The organism is Streptomyces sp. NPDC002076 (genome assembly GCF_053593835.1).
In genome coordinates this window covers 71,015-94,456 of sequence record NZ_JBSFDI010000009.1, presented here as the reverse complement: position 1 = coordinate 94,456, position 23,442 = coordinate 71,015, and the positions used below count along the sequence as shown (strand labels likewise).

At 72.6% G+C, this 23,442-nt stretch carries 17 protein-coding genes and 1 pseudogene; 3 read left to right on the top strand and 15 right to left on the bottom strand.

What is annotated here, in order from left to right; translation table 11 throughout:
- Positions 1–13 precede the first annotated feature (13 nt).
- Positions 14–1,606 carry an FAD-dependent oxidoreductase gene (locus ACWCQS_RS20500; RefSeq protein WP_451005729.1) on the bottom strand — a complete coding sequence of 531 codons (1,593 nt, stop codon included), beginning with the start codon at positions 1,604–1,606 and terminating at the stop codon, positions 14–16.
- Between the two features lie 203 nt (positions 1,607–1,809).
- Here ACWCQS_RS20500 and ACWCQS_RS20495 point away from each other — a divergent pair.
- A pseudogene (locus ACWCQS_RS20495) lies at positions 1,810–2,155 on the top strand (LLM class flavin-dependent oxidoreductase); the annotation flags it as partial.
- Between the two features lie 76 nt (positions 2,156–2,231).
- On the opposite strand, the gene ACWCQS_RS20490 reads toward ACWCQS_RS20495, so the two are convergent.
- Positions 2,232–2,672, bottom strand: a complete 441-nt coding sequence (locus tag ACWCQS_RS20490; RefSeq protein ID WP_451005728.1) for a phage holin family protein — start codon at positions 2,670–2,672, stop codon at positions 2,232–2,234.
- Between the two features lie 81 nt (positions 2,673–2,753).
- Between ACWCQS_RS20490 and ACWCQS_RS20485 the strand changes: the two genes are divergently transcribed.
- Positions 2,754–3,101 carry a VOC family protein gene (locus ACWCQS_RS20485; RefSeq protein ID WP_451005727.1) on the top strand — a complete coding sequence of 116 codons (348 nt, stop codon included), beginning with the start codon at positions 2,754–2,756 and terminating at the stop codon, positions 3,099–3,101.
- A 5-nt stretch (positions 3,102–3,106) separates the two neighbouring features.
- Here the strand turns inward: ACWCQS_RS20485 and ACWCQS_RS20480 are convergent, their stop codons facing one another.
- The 13 genes from ACWCQS_RS20480 to ACWCQS_RS20420 all read right to left on the bottom strand — a co-directional run bounded on the left by ACWCQS_RS20480 (position 3,107) and on the right by ACWCQS_RS20420 (position 22,181).
- Entirely contained in the window at positions 3,107–5,068 is a 1,962-nt protein-coding gene (locus tag ACWCQS_RS20480) for a DUF5107 domain-containing protein (RefSeq protein ID WP_451005726.1), read from the bottom strand.
- Between the two features lie 69 nt (positions 5,069–5,137).
- Positions 5,138–5,689, bottom strand: coding sequence for a GNAT family N-acetyltransferase (locus tag ACWCQS_RS20475; RefSeq protein WP_388633772.1), 552 nt, complete (start codon positions 5,687–5,689; stop codon positions 5,138–5,140).
- A gap of 463 nt (positions 5,690–6,152) precedes the next feature.
- Positions 6,153–7,076 carry a S66 peptidase family protein gene (locus ACWCQS_RS20470; RefSeq protein ID WP_451005725.1) on the bottom strand — a complete coding sequence of 308 codons (924 nt, stop codon included), beginning with the start codon at positions 7,074–7,076 and terminating at the stop codon, positions 6,153–6,155.
- The gene (locus ACWCQS_RS20465; RefSeq protein WP_451005724.1) at positions 7,073–9,037 is read right to left on the bottom strand and encodes a prolyl oligopeptidase family serine peptidase; all 1,965 of its coding nucleotides are present in this window, start codon (positions 9,035–9,037) and stop codon (positions 7,073–7,075) included. Before ACWCQS_RS20465 ends, ACWCQS_RS20470 begins: the two co-directional genes overlap by 4 nt.
- Before the next feature lie 3 nt (positions 9,038–9,040).
- Positions 9,041–10,357 (bottom strand): M20/M25/M40 family metallo-hydrolase, encoded by a 1,317-nt coding sequence (locus ACWCQS_RS20460; RefSeq protein WP_451005723.1) that lies wholly within the window; start codon positions 10,355–10,357, stop codon positions 9,041–9,043.
- Entirely contained in the window at positions 10,350–11,183 is an 834-nt protein-coding gene (locus ACWCQS_RS20455; RefSeq protein WP_451005722.1) for a M55 family metallopeptidase, read from the bottom strand. The genes ACWCQS_RS20460 and ACWCQS_RS20455 overlap by 8 nt, the downstream gene beginning before the upstream one ends.
- Before the next feature lie 53 nt (positions 11,184–11,236).
- Positions 11,237–12,904, bottom strand: coding sequence for an ArnT family glycosyltransferase (locus tag ACWCQS_RS20450; RefSeq protein WP_451005721.1), 1,668 nt, complete (start codon positions 12,902–12,904; stop codon positions 11,237–11,239).
- A gap of 13 nt (positions 12,905–12,917) precedes the next feature.
- The gene (locus tag ACWCQS_RS20445; RefSeq protein WP_451005720.1) at positions 12,918–13,934 is read right to left on the bottom strand and encodes a glycoside hydrolase family 26 protein; all 1,017 of its coding nucleotides are present in this window, start codon (positions 13,932–13,934) and stop codon (positions 12,918–12,920) included.
- A complete protein-coding gene (locus ACWCQS_RS20440; RefSeq protein WP_451005719.1) occupies positions 13,931–15,529 on the bottom strand; it encodes a glycosyltransferase family 2 protein in 1,599 nt (532 codons plus the stop codon). Before ACWCQS_RS20440 ends, ACWCQS_RS20445 begins: the two co-directional genes overlap by 4 nt.
- Before the next feature lie 173 nt (positions 15,530–15,702).
- Positions 15,703–16,425, bottom strand: a complete 723-nt coding sequence (locus ACWCQS_RS20435) for a class I SAM-dependent methyltransferase (protein WP_451005718.1) — start codon at positions 16,423–16,425, stop codon at positions 15,703–15,705.
- A gap of 139 nt (positions 16,426–16,564) precedes the next feature.
- Positions 16,565–19,021: a SpoIIE family protein phosphatase gene (locus tag ACWCQS_RS20430; RefSeq protein ID WP_451005717.1), complete on the bottom strand. Its 2,457-nt coding sequence runs from the start codon at positions 19,019–19,021 to the stop codon at positions 16,565–16,567.
- 167 nt (positions 19,022–19,188) lie between these two features.
- A complete protein-coding gene (locus ACWCQS_RS20425) occupies positions 19,189–21,585 on the bottom strand; it encodes an MFS transporter (RefSeq protein WP_451005716.1) in 2,397 nt (798 codons plus the stop codon).
- 152 nt (positions 21,586–21,737) lie between these two features.
- Entirely contained in the window at positions 21,738–22,181 is a 444-nt protein-coding gene (locus ACWCQS_RS20420) for an SRPBCC family protein (protein WP_451005715.1), read from the bottom strand.
- A gap of 161 nt (positions 22,182–22,342) precedes the next feature.
- Here ACWCQS_RS20420 and ACWCQS_RS20415 point away from each other — a divergent pair, with 161 nt between their 5' ends.
- On the top strand, positions 22,343–23,383 hold the full coding sequence (locus ACWCQS_RS20415) for an Rv2578c family radical SAM protein (protein WP_451005714.1): 1,041 nt from the start codon (positions 22,343–22,345) through the stop codon (positions 23,381–23,383).
- Positions 23,384–23,442 lie beyond the last annotated feature (59 nt).

Here is a 23,442-nt window from a genome sequence, read left to right as displayed (position 1 = left end):
ACGGCCCGCGGGGTCACCCGGCGGCGGGGTCCGGGGGGGCGGTGCGCTTGACGGGGCCGGGGGCGGGGTGGTCCGGAGCGTCGGTGCGCTTGACGGGGCCGGGGGCCGGGTGGTCCCCGCGCCCGGCGGCCGGCGGTGCGCCGCCGGGTTCCGCTGCACCGGCCTGCTCGGCTGCTTCGGCTCGCTCCGGTCCGTCCGCCCGTTCCGCTGCTTCAGCTCGCTCCGGTCCGTCCGCCGGTTTCGCTGCTTCAGCTCGCTCCGGTCCGTCCGCCCGTTCCGGTGCACGCGCCCGCTCCGGCCCGCCCGGTACGCGTGCCAGCTCCGGGGAGGCCGTGTCCAGGGGGACCGACCAGGACCGTACGAGGCCCAACTGGACGCCCTGGCGTGGCAGAACGGCGTCCAGCATCCAGTCGGCGGCCACCCGCACGCGGTTGCCGGGCAGCGCCGCCAGGTGGTAGCCGCGGGTGACCGCACCGGCCGCCGGCCCGGACAGCGGGATGCCGAACGGGTTGGCGGCGGCCTGGATTCCGCCGAGGTCGACGGCGAAACCCAGGTCGCGGTGGCGGTAGGCCCGCCGGCGCCGACCGAGGCCGAGCGAGGCCGCCACGTTCTCCCCGGCCACCCGGCCCTGCCGCCACGCGTGCTGGGCCGTCATCGGCGTGAACTTCCCCGGGTGCTCCAGGTCCGGTACGGCGGCCGCGTCCCCGCAGCCGAACACCTCCGGCCGGCCCGGCACCTGGAGATACGGGTCGACGATCAGCCGGCCCCGCTCCAGCGGCTGTCCGACCGCCTCCACCAGCGGGTCGGGCCGTACTCCGACACACCACACCAGCGACCGGGACGCGACGAACTCGCCATTGGTGAGCAGCACCCCGTCATGGGTGGCCTCCTTCACCGACGTGCCCATCCGTACGTCGACACCGCGCGCCCGCAGCACCCGGTCGGCCGTGCGGGACAGCCGCTCGTCCATCTCCGGCAGTACGCGCGGCGCCACGTCCAGCAGGATCCAGCGCGGCCGGAACCCGGCGCACAGCGGATGCCGGCGGGCCAGCCGGTCGGTGAGCAGCTGCATCTGCGCGGCCACCTCGGTGCCGGTATAGCCGGCGCCGACCACGACGAAGGTGCAGCGGGCCGCGCAGGCCTTCGGGTCGTCCTCGCCGGCCGCCAGCTCCACCTGCCGGGTCACGTGGTCGCGCAGGTACAGCGCCTCGGGCAGCCCGCGGAAGCCGTGCGCGTGCTCGGCCACCCCGGGGACGGGCAGCAGCTTGTTCACGCTGCCGACACACAGCACCAGCCGGTCGTAGTTGAGGGTGCCGATGCCGCCCTCGGGGTCGGAGTAGTGGACCGTACGGCCGTCGAGGTCGACATGGTCCGCCTCGCCGAGCACCATCCGGACCCCGTGCAGGGTGCCCGGCAGCGACACGGTGACCCTGCGGGCCTCAAGGATGCCTGCGGCGACCTGGGGCAGCAGCGGCAGATACAGGAAGTAGTCGGTCGGGTTCAGCAAGGTGACGTCGGCCCGGTTCCGGGTCAGCCGGGCCACTGTGCGGGCAGCCCGGTACCCGGCGAAACCGGCGCCGACGATCACTACGTGAGGTCGGCTCACGGTGCGCCTCCGGCGGTGTGGCTCGTCCGAGGTTTTCCGCGTAACCGGGGCCGCGGCACCCAAACGCAGGGCCGGTCACCCGTACGCCGGTCGGAGCACCCGAACGCCGCGCCGCGCCCCCGCCGTTTCGCGCGCCCGGCGCCGGTTACCCGGCCCCGGACCGGATCACACGGCATCAGCGCCGCCCGCGCGGAGGTTCTCCCATGCCCGAGTACGGCTATTTCCTGGCGAGCGAGGAGCACGGCCCCGCCGACCTCGTCGAACAGGCCCGGATGGCCGAGCAGGCCGGATTCCGGGCGCTGTGGATCTCCGACCACTTCCACCCGTGGAACGACGCCCAGGGGCAGAGCGCCTTCGTGTGGGTCGGTGATCGGCGCCCTGTCGGAGGCGGTCTCGCGGCCCATCGAGACGGCGGTGACCTGCCCGACCGTGCGGATGCACCCGGCGGTGACGGCGCAGGCCGCGGCGACGAGCGCGGTGATGACCGAGGGCCGTTTCCGGCTGGGCGTCGGCACGGGTGAGGCGCTCAACGAGCACATCCTCGGCGACCGCTGATCGGGACCGAGCAGAGGGGGTTCTTCGACTTCTGCCGGACCAAGGTGCTGCCGCGGCTCGGCGGGTGAGGTCAGGGCTGGTTCGGTGGGTTGCCGGGTTCCTGGTGGCCGGTGCCCGGGGGCTCCTTCGGGACAGGGGGGTACGGCACGCCCAGGCCGCTCGGCGGGCCGGCCGGCGGGGTGCCGCCGATGACGTGGGACGGAGGCGAGGGGTGGCTGTGCCTCGGGTGGGCGGCGCCGCGCAGGGCGTAGGCCACCATGCCCATGATCGCCGCTGTGATCAGGGCGGCGCCCCAGCCGGGCAGGCCGGTTGCCAGGGCCAGGCCCACCGCGAGGGCCAGCGCGGCGCCCGCGTACAGGGCGGCGGCGCCGGACGCGGCGTAGAGCGTGGCGGTGCGGCGCTGCTTGCGGGTCTGCTCGCGCAGTTCGTCGCGTACCGTCTCGCGTGCCACCTGTGCCAGCTCTTCGACCAGCTGTTTGTCCAGATGTTCCAGGTGATCCAAACGGTCCATACGCTCCGAGTACCCGTCGGACACGGCGGGTAACGCGGGCGCCCCTGCACTCCCCCGTCCGCCCCAACTAGGCTCGGGCGCATGGAGATTCTGGGCGCCTCGCTGCGCATCTGCGTCGACGACCTCGAGACCGCGATCCCCTTCTACGAGCGGCTGGCCGGCGGCAGAGCCCTGCGCTTCGAGCGCGGCGGCGTCCAGGTCGCCGCGATCGGCTCCTTTCTGCTGATGAGCGGCCCGGAGGCGGAACTGGACATCCTGCGCAAAGTGGCGGCGACCATCGCCGTGGAGGACGTGGACGAGGCGCACCGGCTGCTGACCGACCTCGGCGCCCGGATCATCGCGGGTCCGGTGCCGACCCCGGTGGGCCGGAACCTGCTCGCGATGCATCCGGACGGGTCGGTGTTCGAGTACGTCGACCAGCGGGGCTGAGCCGGTCAGACCGCGTCGGGCCGCATCCGGAAGTCGTACCGGTCGGGCAGCGGCTCGTCGGTGAGCCGGGCCCAGAGGCGGCCCAGCGCCTCCTCTCCCTCCCGCAGGTCGGCGACCTCGAAACCCGCGTCGAAGACGGCTCGCGCCTCGGCGGTCCGTCCCTCGGCGAGCAGCAGCTCGGCCTCCAGCAGCCGGAAGCGTCCGCGCGCGCGGACGGCGGGCAGCAGCCGGTCCCAGACCGCCCGGGCGTCCGCCGTCCGCCGCACCGTCAGCAGTGCCCGCAGGGTCTCCCGGCCGAGCGCGGCCACGGCGGCGGTCCAGGTCTCGCCGTCGTCGCGCCGCTCGCGGCACAAGTCGTCGAAGGCGTCCGCGTACCGTTCGGCGGCCCGCTCGTGATGGCCGGACTCCTGGTCGGCGACGGCGAGGCAGCGCAGCAACGGCCAGAGCGACGGGGCGAGTTCGAGGCCGCGTTCCCAGCTGCGGACGGCCTGGGCCCGGTCTCCGGCGTGCCACTGGGCGACGCCGAGGTGGTACTCGGTGTGCGGGTCGGCGGGCGCGGTCTCCAGCATGTCCCGCCAGTGCGGGGCGACGAGGGTCTCGCCGGGCGGCCGTACCCGGCGCGGCTCGGGCAGGGAGCCGGTCCGCAGCAGTTCCCGCCAGGGTGCCTGCTCCGCGCCGAGGGTGGACTCGGGGAACGGGGTGCCGGGCAGTTTCCAGTCGGCGCGCAGCACTTCGAGCGCGCCCCAGCCGGATCCGGCGGCCAGGCTCTCGCCGGGCTCGGTGTCGGCGCACGGCTGCCATGCCGCGTACGCCTCCTCCACCCGGGCCCGCGGCAGGACCGACTCCAGGCGCTCCTCGGCGCCCCGGACCACCTGGGTCCACTCCCCCTCGGGCGGTGCGTCGAGCGGTCCGTACGCCTCCAGCCAGGACACCTCGCTCTCGGCCTCCAGCCGGACGTGTTCCAGCTGGGTGCGGGCGAGGCCGGCCTGGATCTCGCAGTAGCCGCCGGTGCCGGGTTCGGTCAGCCACTCCTGCCAGCGCCGGCCGCCGGGCAGGTGGCCCCACACGAAGAGCTTGCGGCCGCGCAGGGCGTCGGTGGAGGTCTGCACCAGTCCGTGGCCGTCTGCGTCCAGCGCGGCGATCCAGCGGCGGTGGCCGTCCGGCACCTCGTAGAAGTAGTCGGCGGCATAAGGGCTGTTGAGGGGGTGGGTGCGGTCGATGCCGTCGTACGACGGGACGGGCACCCGGCGCAGCCGGCGCTCGTAGCTGAAGTGCCAGGCCTCCTCAGCGGGGGCCAGGACCCGGCACTCCTCCGGCACCGCGATGTTGGACCACCAGTAGGTGGGTACCGGGCGCTCGTGGGGGTTGCGGACGCGGACGCCGACGTAGAGGAAGTCGGAGCCGTCGGGCAGCCACAGGTCGACCTGGAAGGGCAGGTCGCGCAGCCGCTCCCACTCCCACAGACGCAGCATCTCTCCGCCGTCCGGGGCGGGGACGCGGGCGGCGTGCAGGGGGGCGCAGGAGAGGGTGGTGTGGCCGGTGGCGCCGATGTTCCATTCGATGCCGCCGGAGTACCAGGCGCCGTTGAGGGCGAAGTTGGCGGGCTGGAACACCGGGTTGCGGTAGAGGAGTTCGCGCCCGGTGGGCAGGTGGAGCAGGGAGGCGATGCGACCGCCGAGGCCGGGCAGGACGGTGGCGCGCAGCCGGTCGTTCTCGATCACCAGGGCGTCGACGGCGCGAGGCTCGCGGGTTCTGTCGTAGCCGTCGCGGATGCGGACCGGGAGCAGGCTGCGCACTGGCTCGTACCCGAGCTGGCGGGCCATGTCCCGGGGCATGCCGTCCCGGTCGCGGTCGTCGATCCGGTGGACCTCGTCGAGCGGGCGCAGTGGGGGCAGGGGGTTGTCCGGGCCCAACCGCCCGGCGGGCAGCGTCAGTACCTCACGTCGGATCCTCGTCACGATCACCATGGAACCCGGCGGCGCGGCACTCGGCCAGGGGACCTGCTGGTCAGGATTGCGCAAAGGCGGCCGCGGCGGTCAGCGGGCAGGGCGCATCTCGGCGGTGAGCGCCCAGCGTTCGTGGTCGCGCCAGGCGCCGTCGATGTAGAGCATGGCCGGGGAGAACCCCTCCAGCCGGAAGCCGGCGCCGCGGGCCAGCGCGATGGACGCGGTGTTCTCGGGCTGCACGTTGATCTCCAGCCGGTGCAGCCCGAGCGGTCCGAAGGCGTACCCGATGACCAGGTCGAGGCCCTCGCGCATCAGTCCGCGCCCGGCGGCGTGCGCGAAGGCACCGTAGCCGAGGGCGCCGCACTGGAAGCCGCCGCGCACGATGTTGTTGATGTTGATGTACCCGGCGATGTCCCCGCTGTCCTTCTCGCACACCAGGAAGCCGGCCTTCGTCGGGTCCTCGATCAGCCGGCGCGCGTAGGCGGCGTAGGCCTCGTCGTTGTCCGGCGGGAACAGCCAGGGCCGGTGCAGGTCCTTGCTCTCCCGGGTCCGCGCGGTGAACTCGGGCCCGTCTTCGAGGGTGAAGTGACGGATGGCCACGCGGGGGCCCTCGGCGAGGTAGTGGGGTGCGGTGTGCGGCATCGGGCCAGGTTACGGCGTCCCCGCCGCTGCCGCCTCCGGAAATCCATCCGCGCCGCCTCCACGAACCCACCGGCGCCGACACCTCGCGCTCCCCGCCCCGGTGCCTGGCATCCGCTCCGGCCCGGCTCCAGCGGATCCGCCGGGACCGCCTCCAGCTGATCCGCCCGGGCCGCCTCCAGCTGATCCGCCCGGGCCGACACCTCGAACTCGCCCGGACCAGTACCTGGCATCCGCTCGGCCCGCCCCCAGCCGATCCGCCCGGCCCGCCTTCTCGACACCACCCCGACCAGCTCCGGAATCCACCCGACCCGCCCCCTCGACACCACCCCGACCAGCCCCGAAAGCCACCCAGCCGGGCGGAGCCGCCCACGACCGGCAATCGCCGCACCCCCGGTGCCCCCGGGCGCGCTCGCCACGGTCACCGGCCAATCCCACGGTTGCCGGAGGGAGTCGGTGGGCGGGCTCAGCGCAGCGCGGGCTCGTACAGGGTCAAGGTGCCCGCGTCCGCGTCGAGTTCGGCTGCCACCCCGAACGGGACGGTCAGCGCGCCCGCGCAGTGGCCGAACCCGAACTCCTCCACCACCGGTACGCGAAGCGCGCCGAGCCGGTCGGTCAGCAGTGGCCGTACCTCGGCGTAGTCCGGGCAGCGCTCCCAGGAGCCGAGCAGCACCCCGTGCACCCCCTCCAGCCAGCCCGCGCGCAGGAGCTGGGTGAGGTACCGGTCCAGCCGGTAGGTCTCCTCCCCCACGTCCTCCAGGCACAGCAACCCGCCCGCCGCCGAGGGACGCACGTGCGGCGTGCCGAGTTCCGCGGCGAGCAGGGACAGGCAACCGCCGAGGGTGACCCCGCGGGCCCGGCCGGGCACCAGGGCACGGCCGCCGGAGGCGATGGCGCGGACCGTCTCCGGGGCGAACAGCGTGGCCCGCAGATGCTCCTGAGCCCGGGCGTTCTTGATGAAGTCGATGCCGGCCGCCATCGGCCCGTGCAGCGTGGCGAGCCCAAGACGGCTGGCGAAGGCCTCGTGCAGGACCGTGATGTCGCTGAAGCCGACGAAGATCTTCGGCCCGGCCGCCCGCATGGCCGCCCAGTCCAGCAGGTCGACCATGCGTTGGGCGCCGTACCCGCCGCGGGCGCACAGCACCGCGGCGACGGACGGGTCGCACCAGGCGTTCTGCAGGTCGGCCGCGCGGTCGGCGTCCCGGCCGGCCAGATAGCCGAACTCCCCGTGCCGGTCCAGCACATGGGGCGCCACGACCGGATCCAGGTCCCAGCCGCGCAGCACGTCGAGCCCCGCCTGGAGCCGCTCCTCGGGCACCGGCCCGCTCGGGGCGACGACCGCCACCCGGGCGCCCGGGGCCAGCCGCTCCGGGCGCGTCAGCTCCTTCACGTGTGCAGCTCCAGTCTCGGGACACCGGGCACGTCCAGCTTGAACACCTGGGCGTACAGGGAGAGTTCGGCCTCCAGGGCACGCACCATGGTCTCGGCCCGCCGGAACCCGTGCCCCTCTCCCTCGAAGGTGAGGTAGGCGTGCGGCACGTCCCGGCCGGCGATCCGGGCGAGGAAGCGTTCGCACTGGGTGGGCGGGCAGATGACGTCGTCCAGGCCCTGGAGGAGCAGGAACGGCGCGGTGAGCCGGTCGGCATGGGTGGTCGGCGAGCGCTCGGCGTACCGGGCGGGCACCTCGGCGAGCGGGCCGATCAGCGACTCCAGGTAACGGGACTCGAAGTCGTGGGTCTCCCCCGGCCCCCAGGTGGCCAGGTCCAGGACGGGATAGATGATGGTGCCGCAGGCGTAGATGTCGGTCGTGGTCAGGGACGCGGCGGTGGTCCAGCCGCCCGCGCTGCCGCCCCGGATCGCGAGCCGGGCGGGATCGGCGGTGCCCTCGTCGGCGAGGGCGCGGGCGACGGCCGCGCAGTCCTCGACGTCGACCACGCCCCACTGCTCGCGCAGCCGCTCGCGGTAGGCCCGGCCGTATCCGGTGGAGCCGCCGTAGTTCACCTCGGCGACGCCGATGCCGCGCGAGGTGAAGTAGGCGATCTCCAGGTCCAGCACGAGCGGAACCCGGCCGGTGGGGCCGCCGTGCGCCCAGATGACGTAGGGCGGCAACTCGCCGTCGGGCGCGGTGTGCAGGGGGTGGTGCGGCGGGTAGACGTGGGCGTGCACCTCGCGGCCGTCGGGGCCGGTGAAGACGCGGATCTGCGGCTCCGGGTAGTACGCGGGGTCCACGGCGTCCCGGTGCCGGGCGCCGATCGCACGGGCCCGGCCGGTGACGGTGTCCAGCTCGACCACCTCACAGGCGGTGCGCGGGCTGGCGCCGACCGCGACCACCCGCGCGCCGTGGGCCGCGAGATGGGCCGAGAACTCGGTCCACGGTCCGGCGGCGTCGACGATCTCTCCGGATTCCGGATCCAGGATGCCGAGCACGGTCGACCCCTTGCCGTGCACGACCGCGATCAGACCGTTGTCCAGCGGCGCGAACCAGCGCAGGCCGAGCTGCCACAGGGGCCCGCCGAACTCCTCGTCGCGCGGGCACAGCGGGGTGCCGTCGCGGTAGAGGTTCCACCAGCCGCTGCGGTCGCTGCTGTACAGGAGCCTGCCGTCCGCGGCCCACTCCACCTGCGCGACGGCCTCGCCCGGTCCGCCGGCGACGGTTCGCGCGTCCCGCAGCGTGCCGTCGTCGGCGACGTCGGCCACGAGCAGTTCGGTGCCGTCCCACGGCATGCGCGGATGGTCCCAGGCGAGCCAGGCGGCGCGGCGGCCGTCGGGGGCGAGGCGCGCCCCGGTGACGAACCGGTGCCGGCCGTCGCTGAGGTCCCGGACGGCGCCGCGGTCCTCGGCGGCCGAGCCGTCCAGCGGTACGGCGGCGATCACGCGCCGCACGTCACCGGGACCGTCCCCGGTGAACTCCTCCAGCACGCACCACACTTCACCGCGCTCCAGGTCCACGCGCGGTTCGGCCCACCGCAGCCCGCCACCCACGGGCGACACCGGGGTCAGCGGGCGCGGCTCGCCGCCGGGTTCGTACCGGTAGAGCCGCTGGTCGGTGAAGTCCACGAAGACGACGAGGGGTTGCCCGTCGCTTACCACCCCGGCCCAGGGCCGGCCGCCGTACTCGATGACCCGGCTGCGCACGTTCCAGGGCGCGGGCAGCACGGACTCCTCGGTTCCGTCGGCGTGGCGCCGTATCAGGGCGCGACGGCCGCCCTCGGTCGGCCGGGGCTCGGTCCACCAGGTCTCGTCCCCGACGAAGCCCGGCCACTCCGCGCGGCCGTCGTGCGCGGCGGCCAGGGCCGCGTCGACGGGTGACGGCCAGGATCCGTACGGCGTCTTGAGCATCTCGTCCCCCATCGCCTACGCCGTCCGCAGGAACCGGTCGAGCACCCGGACGCCGAAGTGCAGCGCCTCGACCGGCACGCGTTCGTCCACGCCGTGGAACAGCGCCTGGTAGTCGAGGCCCTCGGGCAGCTTCAGCGGGGCGAAACCGTAGCCGGTGATGCCCAGCCGGGAGAACTGCTTGGCGTCCGTGCCGCCCGACATGCAGTACGGCACCACGTGTCCTTCGGGCGCGAACTCCTCGACGGCGGCCCGCATCCTCGCGTAGGTCGGCGAGTCCACCGGCGCCTGAAGGGCCACCTCGCGGTGCGCGAACTCCCAGCTCACGTCCGGGCCGGTGAGATGGTCGAGGGTGGCGGCGAACTCCTCCTCGCCGCCCGGCAGATAGCGCCCGTCGACGTAGGCGACGGCCTCGCCGGGGATCACGTTCAGCTTGTAACCGGCGTTCAGCATGGTCGGGTTGGCGCTGTTGCGCAGGGTGGCCTCGACCAGCTTGGCCGCCGGGCCGAGTTTCTCCAGCAGCAGGTCCACGTCCGTGAAGTCGGGCTCGACGCCGTACAGGGCGGCGAGTTCGGTGAGCGCGGCCCGTACGGTCGGGGTGAGTCTCAGGCGCCACTCGTGCTCGCCGATGCGGGTGACGGCGGCGGCCAGCCGGGTCACCGCGTTCTCCTTGTTCACCTTGGAGCCGTGCCCGGCCCGGCCGCGCGCGGTGAGCTTGAGCCAGCCGGTGCCCCGCTCCCCCGCCGCGATCGGGTAGAGCTGCCGGCCGGCGCCGTCGTGGAAGGTGAACGCGCCGGACTCGCTGATGCCCTCGGTGCAGCCCTCGAACAGCTCGGGATGCCGGTCGGCGAGGAACCCGGAGCCGTCCTCGGCGCTGGCCTCCTCGTCGGCGGTGAACGCGATGACGAGGTCCCGGCGCGGCCGTACGCCCTGCCGGGCCCAGGAACGGACGACCGCGAGGATCATCGCGTCCATGTTCTTCATGTCGACGGCGCCCCGCCCCCACACCACACCGTCGCGGATCTCGCCGGAGAAGGGGTGCACGCTCCAGTCGGCGGCCTCCGCGGGTACGACGTCGAGGTGACCGTGGACCAGCAGGGCGTCGGCGGAGGGGTCGGTGCCCTCGATCCGGGCGACCACATTGGTGCGGCCCGGCGTCCGCTCCAGCAGCAGGGGTTCCAGTCCGGCCCCGGCCAGCCGCTCGGCCGCGTACTCCGCGGCGGGGCGCTCCCGGCAGTCCCCGCCGCCTCGGTTGGTGGTGTCGATACGGATCAGACCGGAGGTGAACTCCACGACCTCGTCCAGCGCCTGCTGGTCGGCCGGCCTCTCACCCATACTGCTCCTCCACGGCGGCGGAGACGATCGTGGTGACCGCCTTGAACGTCCGGATCCCCTCGTACATCGTGGCGCTGGTGTACGCCACCTTCCGCTCCCCGATCCGGGCGACCCCGGGCACGACGGTCGCGGCCATCGCCAGGTGCTCGGCGTCGAACTCCACGGCGACCGTGAACGGCCCCGCGTCGACGGGCTCGTGGCGCACCGCCAGCCGAGCCGCCTCCTTGGCGGCGGCCCGGATGTCACCGGCCGTACGCGCGGGCGTCCGACATACCGCCGCATACCGGGACACATGGTCCTTCACCGCGACCTTCAGTGCCTCCGGCGCGTACCCGAGCGCGTCCTCGCAGGCCACGTCGTCGCCGGTGACCAGGACGACGGGGACGCCGTACTCGGCCACGACCCGCGCGTTGAGCAGGCCCTCGCTGGCGCGGACGTCGTTCAGCCACACCCCGGTGATCTGGTTGGCGAGGTAGGTGTGGGCGAGGACGCCCTCCATGCCGGCGCCCGCGTGGTAGCCGACGAACGCGATGCCGTCGACGTCGCCGTGCTGCACCCCGTCCACCATCGACAGCGACTTGTGCCGCCCGGTGAGCATCTCGACCCGCTCGTCGAGCCGCTCCAGCAGCAGGTTGCGCATGCTCCAGTGGGCCTCGTTGACGAGCACCTGGTCGGCGCCGCCGTCGAAGAAGCCCTCGACTGCGGCGTTCACGTCCGAGGTGAACATCGACCTGCACCGCTCCCACTGCGGCGTCCCCGGCAGCACGTCGGCCGGCCAGGTGACGCCCGTGGCCCCCTCCATGTCGGCACTGATGAGGATCTTCATGCTGGGTCACGTTACGCGCCGGAGAGCGGCCAGGCTACGACTGGAGCGACCGGTCACTGAGTGCTCTTCTGCCGGACCCAGATCTCGAAGTGCCCGGCGCCCGTGGAGGTGCGGTACGGCAGCGAGCTGGTGAGGCGGTAGCGGCCGGTGAGGCGCATCTCCTGGCGGACGGCCTCCTCGGCCGGGGCGAGGCCGCCGGAGTAGTCCAGCACCACGCCGTCGAAGTAGCCCTCGCGGACCGCCGCGCGATAGCCGGGGACGCCCGTCAGGTGGCGGCCGTCCTTGGTCTTGTAGTCGATGAAGAAGAAGGACAGCCAGTCCTGGTAGTGGGTCCTCCGCGCGCGGCTGAGGTAGTACACCGGGCCCTCCTTCGGATCGCCCAGCCAGTGCTGGCCGGGGCGCACGGTGTAGGAGAGCTGCGGGATCAGATAGCGGGTGTCGGGCCAGCTGCCGAAGGAGGACGCGGACTGCGACAGGCCCAGGGTGAGGGCGAACACACCGACCGCGATGACCCACTGGGGGAACTTGAAGTGGGCGCCCATCAGCCGGGTCACGCCGACGCCCGCCATCGGCGCGGCGAAGAACAGGCCGAAGCCGATGTGCTTCTGCAGGGAGGTCTCGGTCTGCAGATGGATCTGGTAGGCGGGCGCGAGCAGCGCGGTGCCGGTGAGCAGCACGCCCAGGCAGGTGCGCCAGCGGCGGCCCGGCACGGCCCGGCGCCAGCCGGGTACCTCGGCGAGCCGGGCGGTACGGGCGTAGGTGACCGTGCCGACCAGGGCGACGGCGACCAGCAGCCCCGCCCAGCGCGTGGAGTCCTGCAGGATCTGCCAGGCGGGGGTGTCGCCGTGCGCGCGGGCGGTGGTGGTGCTCTGGATCGCCGACAGATAGCCGCCGGCCACCAGTCCGCCGCCGAGCAGGGCGAGGGTGGCCGCGCTGAGCAGCGCGCCGCGCAGCAGGGCCCGGCGCATGTAGTGGTGCCGGTAGGCGGCGAGCACGTACAGCAGTACCAGGGTGGGCAGGAAGAGCGCGGAGGCGTACTTCACGCCGACGGCGAGCGCGGCGACCGGGGCGACGGCCGCGGCCCACGCCCAGTGCCGGGCCGCGATCACCATCAGCAGCCAGGCGGTCAGGGCCAGCAGGCAGACCGCCATCGCGTCGTAGGTGGCGAAGTGGCCGAGGAACAGCGTGGGCATGGAGACGGCGAACAGGGCGCTCGCGCACAGTCCCGCACGCTCGTTGAACAGCCGGCGGGTGAGCCCGTACAGACAGGCGGTGGCCGTCAGCATGAACAGCAGGCTGAGCGCGCGCACCCCGGCGAGGCCGAGCACGGAGTCCACGGCGGCGGCGAGCACCGGGTACAGCACGGGCGCACCGGAGAAGTAGCTGCCGAAACCGCCGTAGTTCGGCGCTCCGTGGAAGAGGCTGCCGATCTCCACGTGCCCGGCCCAGATGTACAGTGCCTCGTCCTCGAAGGCGGAGTTGGCGAGCCGCAGCGACAGGGCGGCCTGGACGACCAGGATGGCGGCGAGCATGGCGAGGGCGACCATGCGGCGGCGCCGGCCGGTGTCGGCGGCCCAGCCCATCAGGGCGGGCGGCGGCAGCGTCCAGCCCGGCAGCGGCTGTTCGACGAAGGAGAAGCCGGGGTCGGCCTCCGGCGGTGGCGGCGGCAGAACCCGCAGTTGCAGGGTCTCCTCGTGCACCGGGGGGTGCGTGTGGCTCATCGGCGTGTCTTGTCTACTTCAGGGCGGCGAGGTCGAGGTCGTAACGGGGGTTCCGGGCGGCCCGTCTGAACGCGGCGAGCGTCTCCGGGCTGCTGTCGACCCGCCAGTCCGTCTCCTTGTTCAGGTCGAACCAGATGAAGCCCACGACGTCCGTGCGGGAGGCGACGGTCTTCAGCAGCTCGGTGATCTGGGCGCTCTTGCGCGGGCCCGGCTGGGCACCGGTCTCGGCGAGCAGGAAGGGACGCCGGGTGAAGGTCCGGATCCGCCGGAAGGTGGGCCCGAACAGCGTCGCGAAGTCCTGGGCGCCGGTGCGGGCGTAGTAGCCGACCACGCCGACCCAGTCGACGTACCCGTCGCCGGGCCAGTACGGCTCGAGGGCCACCTGGGGCACGGGGTTGACGATGTTCGGGCTCCACACCCAGATGACCGTCGAGACGCCCTCGTCCTGGAAGACATCGTGCACATGGCGCCAGGCCTTGACGAACTGGGCGGCGGTGGCCTTGTTGTGGCCCCACGGGTACCAGTTGCCGTTCATCTCGTGCGCGAGGCTGATCGCGACGGGCACGTTGAGGGCGCGCAGGGCGTGGGCGGTGTCCTTGATGTACGCGTCCTGGCTGCCGTCGGCGATCTGGGCGAGGGTGGCCTTGTGCGGCTCCCAGGCGATGTAGGGCAGCTGGCCGTTCTCCCACACCGCGCGGGTCTGGTCGGTCTGCAGCTCGTCGCCCCAGCCGAGGTAGTACTCCAGCATGGTCGGAGTGCGGCCGACCTGGGAGGCGTACCGCCGCACGGGGCCGAGGTCCTTGGGGACGCCGTCGAAGGTGGCGCCGAAGTACTTGTTCCTCGGGTGCAGCAGCGGGGTGACGTCGTAGGGCTGTGCGGGGATGTACGTCGTGCCGCCGCCGGACGCGGACGCGGCGGGCTGGGCGCCGTTCCCGCCGGCGCCGATGGGGGCCGGGCCGGTGCTCGCGCAGCCGGCGAGACAGAGGACGGCGGCCGGCAGGACCGTCCACATCCTCATCAGGGCCTTCACGCGGTCACCTCCTTCGGCTGGAGCAGCACCCGGACGACCGCGACCGCGTAGAACAGGCCGGAGGCCAGCATCAGGGCGAAGTTCTCGGGGTGGGCACCGCTCATCCGCCACACGGCGAGGGCCGGCCACAGCACGGCCGTCGGCGCGCTCCACAGCCACATGCCGCCCCAGAAGCGGCGCGTCTTGTTCTTCTTCGCGCCGCTCGATCCGGTGGGCTGCCAGCCCATGGGGCGGCGGCGTACGACGTCCCAGATGGCGAAGACGTGCGCCCAGCCGTACAGCACGCGGGTCGCCCAGGCCTCCAGCCGGTACGGGTTGCGGTGCCACAGCGGGTAGACCACGGTCAGGTACAGCACGCTGGGCAGGACCATCCAGTAGTTGGTCGCCTGGAGCTGGTCGGGGTAGTGGATCAGCAGGGTCAGCGCGATCAGCGGGGTGGTGAAGGTGAGCAGGGCCGTCTCGATGTAGTAGACGAAGCCGGAGATGTAGCACAGGCGGCTGGCGAAGCGCATCTTCACCTGCCAGAAGTCCCGCAGGCTGCCGAGCATGCTCATCGAGGCCATGCACCAGCGGTACTGCTGGTTGTAGTAGGCGCCGATGGTGTCGGGGCAGATGCCGGTGGACAGCGCGAGGGGGACATAGCGCAGGTCCCAGCCGCGGGCGCGCAGGTCGAAGCCGGTGTGCATGTCCTCGGAGTGCTCGATGAGGCTGGTGCCGCCGATCTCGTCCAGGGCCGCGCGCCGGTACACCGCGCAGGAGCCGACGCAGATCGAGCCGTCGCTGCGCTGCCGGGAGACCTGCACCGAGCGGTAGAACAGCTCCTGCACGGCACCGGCGCCGCGCTCGATCCAGTTCTGCTGGTCCAGGACGCGGAAGTACTGCGGGGACTGGACGATGGCGCAGCGCGGGTCGTCGTCCAGGTACGGCAGCAGCTCGTGCAGCAGGTCGGAGCGCGGCACGAAGTCGGCGTCGAGGATGAGGATGGCCTCGCCGGAGGAGTTCTCGAAGCCGTGCCGGAGGTTGCCGGCCTTCTTCATCCAGCCCCGGTTGGGGCGGACCAGATGCCGGAAGCCGAAGTCGGCGGCCATGGCCGCGGCTTCCGCGCTGTCGCCGTCGTCCAGCACGAGGACCTCTACCTCGCCCGGGTAGGTGTCGGCGAGGATGCGCACATACCGCCAGGTGTTGTGAAGCACCTCGATGGGCTCGCCGCAGACGGGCAGGAAGACGTCGACGCTCGGGTAGTGGTCCGGCTGCCAGCGGCGCACGACACGGCGATGCGCCTTCAGGTCGAAACTGGGGGCGAACGCCTCCAGACGCATCGATATCAGAAAGCCGACCACGGCCAGCAGCAGGGTGGGCGCGAACACCCAGATCCAGGCACTGTGCCGGGCCGTGTCGGCCTGGCTGAGCAGCACACACACGAAACCGATGAAGGAGCTGGACGTCAGCACCCAGGTGTGGCGCTTGACGTAGCTGTACTTCTCGCGTTCGTCGGGCGGAGTGGGGAGCAGCCCTTCGGGAACCGCCTGCGGACGCCCCGAGCGCGGGGCACGCCGCCGCCCTCGGCTGCGTACTTCCGCCGTACGAACGGACACGGCTGAGGGCCCCCCTTGCACACCTTCGGGTGATCGAGCGAGGGGAATGCTATAGGAAGGATGTTCACGCGACGCACACAGCTTCGCCATATCCGGACCGTCCCGCTCCGGTGACGGCGACGGGGTGCGCGGGACGGCGGTCCCACGCACCCCGGAAAACTGCAAAAGGGCCCTTACTGCCCACCGGCGAGGACGAACCAGCGGGCCGGCAGGTCGATGCGGGTGCCGTCGGTCAGGTACTCGGTCTGCGGCAGGGTGGTCTCGCCCTCGGCGAGGATCTTCAGACCGGCCTCGCCGAGCAGGCGCGGGATCTCGGCGTCGTCGGCGTCGGCAGGCTTGAGCCCGTGGTGGAACACGCGCTGGAGCTTGGGCCCGGGGCCGCCGTCCTGGGTCGCGGCGCGCCGGAGCACGTCCCGGGAACCGGAGGTGAGTTCGACGACGAACGCGCGGCCCTCGGTGCCGAGGATAGCGGCGACGGCGGCGGCGATCGCGGGCCGCGCCTCGGGCTCGCTCTGGTGGATGACGGCCCGCATGTAGACGTTGACGTCGCCGAGGCGCTCGTGCAGGGCGCCCACGGCGTCCGCGTCGGTGAGGTCGAGCTGCTGGAACTCCACGGCGTCGTCCTGCGTGGCACGGCGGGCGTGCTCGACGGCGGCGTGCGAGAGGTCGACGCCGACCGCGCGCGCGAACCGGGTGGCGAGGTAGCGGGTCTGGGTGCCGTTGCCGCAGCCGAGGTCGACGATGGTGCGCGCCGGGTCCGCGTGGGGCAGGAGGAGGGCGGTGTACGGTTCGGCGGACAGGGCGGGATCGCAGTCCCAGATGGCGTCGCCCGTTTCGTCGGAGGTCTCGCTCCAGTAACTCTCCCAGTTGCTGCGGTACTTGTCCGAGACGTTCATGCGTTCTCCCCACGGTTCGGTTCCGTGATCGGGATATCGCGAGGGCCTGGAACGGGGCAAGGGGCAGGAGGCCACCTTCACCGGATGGACGGCCCCGGACAACCTGCAGGGGGCCCGCCGGCAGAGTGCCCGTCCCTTGTCATCCCCGTCCGGCGAGAGCCTGTTCGAACCACACGGTCTTGCGGTGCCCGCTGCCGCTGGCGCCCCACTCCCGGGCCAGCCGGCTGACCACGCGCAGTCCGCGGCCCGACTCGTCGTACGGCTCGGCGGCGAGCATCTCGGGCAGCCCGGGCTCGTCGTCGGTGACCTCGAACAGCAGGGCGTCGGTGCGGACCACGCGCAGCCCGACCGGCTCGCTCACGGCGTGCCGTACGGCATTGGTGACGACCTCGCTGACCAGCAATTCGGCGGTCTCCACGGCCTGCGGCAGACCCCAGGCGAGGAGCCGCTCGCGGACCAGGCGGCGGGCCCGGCCGACCTCCCGCGGGTCGGCGTCCAGCCGCCATTCGGCGACGTGGTCTTCGGGGATGCCGTTCAGCCGGGCCATCAGCAGGGCGACGTCGTCCTTGCGGCCGCCGCGCGTGTTCAGGGCGCGGATGATGGTGTCGCAGGCGTCGTCCATGGAGGCCGCGGGATGTGCGGCGGACTCGCAGAGCGCGGCGAGTCCCTCGCCGATGTCGGAACCGCGCACCTCGACCAGTCCGTCGGTGCACAGCACCAGCCGGTCGCCGGGCGAGACCTTGACCCGGGTGGCCTCGAAGGGCACGCCGCCGACGCCTATGGGGGCGCCGGTGGGCAGGTCGAGGAGTTCGCTGGAGCCGTCCTCGGCGCGGACCAGCACGGGCGGGATGTGTCCGGCGTTGGCGAGGTGCAGTTCGCCGCGGATCGGGTCGTAGACGGCGTACAGGCAGGTGGCGAGGTAGGTGTCGCCGAGCCGACGGGCCAGGTCGTCGAGATTGCGCAGCAGTTGGGCGGGCGGGGTCTCCATGGTGGCCATGGTCTGTACGGCGGTGCGCAACTGGCCCATCATCGCAGCCGAGTTGAGGCCGTGGCCCATGACGTCGCCGACCACGAGGGCGGTGCGCGAGCCGGGCAGTTTGATGGTGTCGAACCAGTCGCCGCCGATCCGCCCGAGCCGGGTGCCCGGCAGATAGCGGGTGGCGATGTCGCAGCCGGCCATCCGCGGGGTGACCTGCGGGAGCATGCTGTCCTGCAGGGTGTCGGCGACGTTCTCCTGGTAGGTGTACATACGGGCGTTGTCCAGCACGAGGCCCGCGCGGGCGGCGAGTTCGGCTCCGGTGGTGCGGTCCATGTCGTCGAAGGCCGGGCGGTCCGGGCGGCGCATCAGCACCATGAAGCCCAGCACGACGTTACGGGCCTTGAGCGGCACGATCAGCAGGGAGCGCCCGCCGATGAGGGGCCTGAGGTCCCGCTTCTCGAACTCGCCGGCGATGCGCTCGCTCAGCTCCTCGGTGACCCTGGGGACGAGGACCGGCTCGCCGGTGACCATGCACTTGTAGAACGGGGTGTGTTCGGGGAAGGCGAAGGCCTCGCCGACGGGCACGGTGTCGTCCCAGCGGCCCGGTTCGTCGTTGTGCTCGACCCACACCCGGAACATCACGGTCTGCGCGTCCGGCGGGCCGTCCGGAAAGCCCTCGCCCGCGAGGACGGCCGCGCGCAGATGGGTGCCGGCGAAGTCCGCGAACCGGGGTACGGCGGCGCTGGTGACCTCGCGGATGGTCTCGCCGAGGTCGAGGGAGGTGCCGATGGCGGAGCTGACCTCGTTGAGGAACTCCAGCCGCTCGCGCACGGCGGCGTACTCCAGGTCCTGCTCGGCGCCCTGCGGGACCAAGACGGCCGACGTGGTCCGCTGCCGGGGCACGACGGCCTCGGTGCGCTTGCGTCCGGGACGGCGGGGCACGCCCCAGTACGGGGTGACGGGCACCCGGTCGGACTGGCTGAACTCCAGGACCGGATAGCCCAGTTCCAGCATCTGGGAGACGATTCGGCCGCTCAGGCCCGGGCCCATGTTGGGCAGGATCTCGGGCAGCCGGCGTTCGAGTTCGTCGGAGGCGGGCAGCTCTGTGTGGCGGGCGAAACCGGGCGAGATGCGTTCGGCGGTCTCGTCGTCGTAGCCGCGTTCGTCGCGCAGCCGGGTGGCGTCGGCGGCGAGCACCAGCAGCCGGGACGGGCCCGGGCCGACCAGCGGATAGGCCCACCACAGCACGTCGAGCCGCTTGCCGTCGGGGGCCGGCTCGTGCGGGAAGAGCCGGGCGCGGCCGGCGGTGGCGTAGGCGGTGTGCCCGCCGAGGGAGGTCTCCAGGTCGGGGCCGAGCCCGTCGTACTCCTCGTGGGCGTCCGGCAGCGCGTCGCCGTGCAGGTCCTCTGGGAGGGCACCCGCGACGGGCAGCAGATCGGCGGCGGCGCGCCCGACGGCTTCCTCCCTGCCGACGCCGAACAGTCGCCGCGCGCCGCTGCTCCAGTGGGACACCATGCCGTCGCGGTCGACGACGACCACGGCCAGCGGAATCCGGCCCGCCGCCGCGTCGCCGACGCCGCGCCCGGGAGGTGTGTCCCGCTCGCTGCCACGGTCCATGGCCCAGGCCCTCTCTCCCCACGGCTGTACGCAAACGATCTGTGCCGCCCGCCACTACGGTACGGCGGCGGCCGGTCGCGATGTGTGGCAATCCTGGAATTGGTTTCACCGGATCGCACCGGCGCGCAGCTCAGCGGCCTGCGGGCGTCCCCGCCCCGCGCCCTCGCTCAGTCCTCGTGTCCCAACTGCAGGTCCCGCTCGGTACGGCCGCCGCCCGCGACCTGCAGCACGGTGGCGACCGGCGGGTAACCGGCGGCGATGACGGTGTACTCGCCGGAGGAGAGGTCGACGAACCGGAACGTTCCGTCCGCCCCGGTCGTGAGGGTGTCGACGACGTTCCCGGCGGCGTCGAGGAGCGTCACGCGCGCGTCCTCCACGGGCCGGCCGCCGCTCGCCCGGACCGTGCCCTTCAGCACGGCGCCGCCCGCGAGTTCGACGTCCTGCCGGGTCTCCCGGGCGGCCTGCACGGTGACCGGGAGCGCGGCCGGGCGGAAGGCGGGGGCGCTGGCGGCGAGGGTGTACTCGCCGGCGACCAGCTCGGTGATGACATAGCCGCCCTCGCGGCCGCTGCGGGTGGCGGCGACGACCTCGCCGTGCACGTTGGTGAGGGTGACGGTGGCCTCGCGCACGGGGCTGCCGTCGGCGGTGAGCACGCTGCCTGCGAGGCGTCCGGCGCCGCCGAGGACGACGTCGAGTTCGACGGGCCGTTCGCCGACGGTGACGGAGACGGCCTGCGGCTGGTGGCCGCCGGCGGCGGCGATCAGCACGTACGACCCGGAGCCGGGCGTGCTGAGCGCGTACCGTCCGTCCTCGCCGCTCGCGCCGCGCCCGATCTGCTGCCCGGCGACGTCGATGAGGGTGAGCGCCGCGCGGGGCACCACGGTGCCGTCGGGGTGCTGGACCGTGCCGCAGACGGGGATTCCGGCGGCGTAGGGCGAACGGGCCTGCGGGATCGGGGTGTTCATGGTCTCGGGTTCGGTTTCGGCGGTGGGGTGGGACACCAGGGGTTTCTCCTTGAGGAAGAAGGCGATGAGCAGGCCGAGGGCGAGCACCGGGACGAGGTAGAGGAAGATCCGGGGCATCGCGTCGGCGTAGGCGCGGATGTAGGCGTCACGCAGCGCCGGGGGCAGCGCGTGGACGAGCTGCGGGGTGATGGACTCGGGGTCGGGCAGCGCCGCGCCCGCGCGCGGGGGCAGCTCCTTGTGCAGCGAGGAGGTGAGCCGGCTGGCGAAGAGGGTGCCGAAGACCGCCGCGCCGACGCTGCCGCCGATCTGCCGGAAGTAGTTGTTGGCGCTGGTGGCGGTGCCGAGGTCGGCGGGCCGTACCGAGTTCTGAACGGCGAGGACGAGGACGGGCATCACCATGCCGATGCCGGCGCCGAGGACGGCCATCCAGATGCTGTACTGCAGCCGGGGCGTGTCCGCTTGGAGGCGGGACAGCAGCCACATGCCGGCGGCGGAGACGGCTCCGCCGAGCACGGGGAAGATCTTGTAGTGGCCGGTGTGGCTGATGAGCTGCCCGCCGATGATGGAGGCGCCGACGATCCCGGCCATCATGGGCAGCATCAGCAGCCCGGACTCGGTGGCGCTGGCCCCGTCGACCATCTGCAGGAAGGTCGGCAGATAGCTGGCGGCGCCGAACAGGGCGACGCCGATCACGAGGCCCACCAGGCCGCTGACGTTGAAGACGGAGTCGCGGAACAGCCTGAGCGGGATGAGGGGTTCGGCGGCGAACCGCTCGGCGACGAGGAAGAGGACGACGGAGGCGAACGCGCCGGCGCCGAGGGCGAGGATCTGCCGGGAGCCCCAGGCGTACTCGGTGCCGCCCCAGCTGGTCAGCAGGACCAGACAGGTGGAGGCGGCGGCGAGCAGCAGCGCGCCGAGGACGTCGAGGCGGCCGCGGCTCACCGGCTTGGGGAGTTTCAGGACGACGGTGACGACCGCGAGGGTGACCAGTCCGAAGGGGACGTTGGCATAGAAGCACCAGCGCCAGGAGAGGTGGTCGGTGAAGTAGCCGCCGAGCAGGGGTCCGGCCACGGAGGCGAGCCCGAAGGCGGCGCCGATCAGGCCCATGTAACGGCCGCGCTGCCGGGGCGGCACGATGTCGGCGATGATCGCCTGCACACCGATCATGAGCCCGCCCGCGCCGACGCCCTGGACCGCGCGGAAGGCGATCAGCTGGTCCATGGACTGCGCCCGGCCGGCGAGCGCGGAGCCGAGGACGAAGACGGCGATGGCGAACTGGAACACGCCTTTGCGGCCGAAGAGGTCACCGAGCTTGCCGTACAGCGGCAGGCCGATGGTGGAGGTGAGCAGATAGGCGGTGATGGCCCAGGACATCCGGTCCAGGCCGCGCAGTTCGCCGACGATCCTGGGCAGCGCGGTCGCGACGATCATCTGGTCGAGCGCCGCGAGCAGCAGGGCGAGCATCAGCCCGAAGAACACCAACCGCACGCGCTGTGCGCCGAGTTCGGCGGCCGGTGCGGGGGCCTGCGGCGCGGCAGCGGTCACTTTCCGGGCCGGTGTCACCACCGGCTCCTGCTCCACGAGTGTCGTGCCGCCCACGTACCGCTCCCCTCGTCACACCTGTCACAAATCCCGCGTAAAGCGTCAACTGTGAACAACTGCGGTGAGTTACGGCATCGTTCCGGACGAAGGGGAGATCCACCCGAACCGGTGAAGGGGCACAACACCCCTTCACCGGTGGAGCCTTGGCCCTACTTCTCGACCTCGGCGGCGAGCCTGGCGAGCACGGCGTCGTAGATCCGGCCGAGGCCCTTGGGGGCGAACGTCTTCTCGAAGAAGCCGCCGATGCCGCCGGCGCCCTTCCAGGTAGCGGTGACGACGACCCGGGACTTCCCCTCGCCGGCGGGGGTGACGCGCCAGGTGGTGACCATGGAGGAGTTGCGGTCCTTCTCGACCAGTTCGCCGTCGGTGGGCTCGCTGACCTCCAGGAGGCAGTCGCGCACCCGCTTGCTGGTGGCCTGCAGCTTCCAGTGGACGAGGGTGCCCTCGCCGTCGCCGCCTTCGCGGACCTCGTACTCACTGAAGTGCTCGGGCAGCAGCTTCTGCCGCGTGTCGCGGTAGTCGGCGAGGGCGTCGAACACCTTCTCCGCGTCCGCCGCGACGACCCGCTCCGTAGTGGCCTCGACCTGCGCCATTGCGTTCCTCCAGGACCTGGTTTCTCGGGGTTGGGGAAAGCCAACCACCCCGGTGCCCGGCCACCCAAATTGGGGGGGTGCCGTCAAGGCTTCTCACCAGCGGCCGCACGATCATGGGAACACATGTTCTATTGTGTGCGCAGTGCTAGCGAGGAGGCGTCATGCGCTGGGAGAACCTCACGGGCGAGGGCGAACACGGCCGGGCCGAGACCGCGCTGTTCGGCGCCGACGCCGTCACCACCCGCACCTTCGACATGCCGGAATTCCGCGGGATCACCTTCCACGAGGTCCGGGCGCGCTCGGTGCTCAACCGGGTGCCGGGCGCCTCGCGCATGCCGTTCGAGTGGACCGTCAACCCGTACCGGGGCTGCACACACGCGTGCGTCTACTGTTTCGCGAGGAAGACGCACAGCTATCTGGACCTCGACACCGGCATCGGCTTCGACACCCAGATCGTCGTCAAGGTGAACGCGCCCGAGGTGCTGCGCCGCCAGCTCGCTTCCCGCCGCTGGCAGGGCGATCACGTGGCGATGGGCACGAACGTCGACTGCTACCAGCGCGCCGAGGGCCGCTACCGCCTGATGCCGGGCATCATCTCCGCCCTGACCGAACACGCCAACCCGTTCTCGATCCTCACCAAGGGCACCCTGATCCTGCGCGACCTGGACCTGCTGGTGCGCGCGGCCGAGGTGACGGACATCGGCATCTCGGTCTCCGTCGGCTTCCTCGACGCCGAGCTGTGGCGCACGGTGGAGCCGGGCACGCCCGCACCGGAGCGCCGCCTGGACGTCGTGCGCATCCTGGGCGAGCACGGCATCGGCTGCGGGGTGCTGATGGCGCCGGTCATCCCGTTCCTGAGCGACCATCCGGACCGGCTGCGGGCCACGGTACGGGCGATCGCGGCGGCCGGGGCCACCTCCGTCACCCCGTTGGTGCTGCATCTGCGGCCCGGCGCCCGGGAGTGGTTCATGGCGTGGCTCGCGCAGCACCATCCGTACCTGGTGCGGCGCTACGAGCGGCTGTACGCGGAGGGTGCCTACGCACCCAAGTGGTACCAGCGCCGGATTACCCGTCAGGTGCACGAGCTGGCACAGGAGTACGGCATCGGGCCCAGCCGTCCGGGCCTGGCCCGCCGGATCCGCCCGGAGCAGCCGGCCGAGCCCGAGGCCGTGGCCGAACCGACCCAGCTCACCCTCATGTGAGGGCTCACCGGGGGGCGTTGCCCACCCTCGCGTGAGGGCGTTCGACGGCTTCGCTCGAC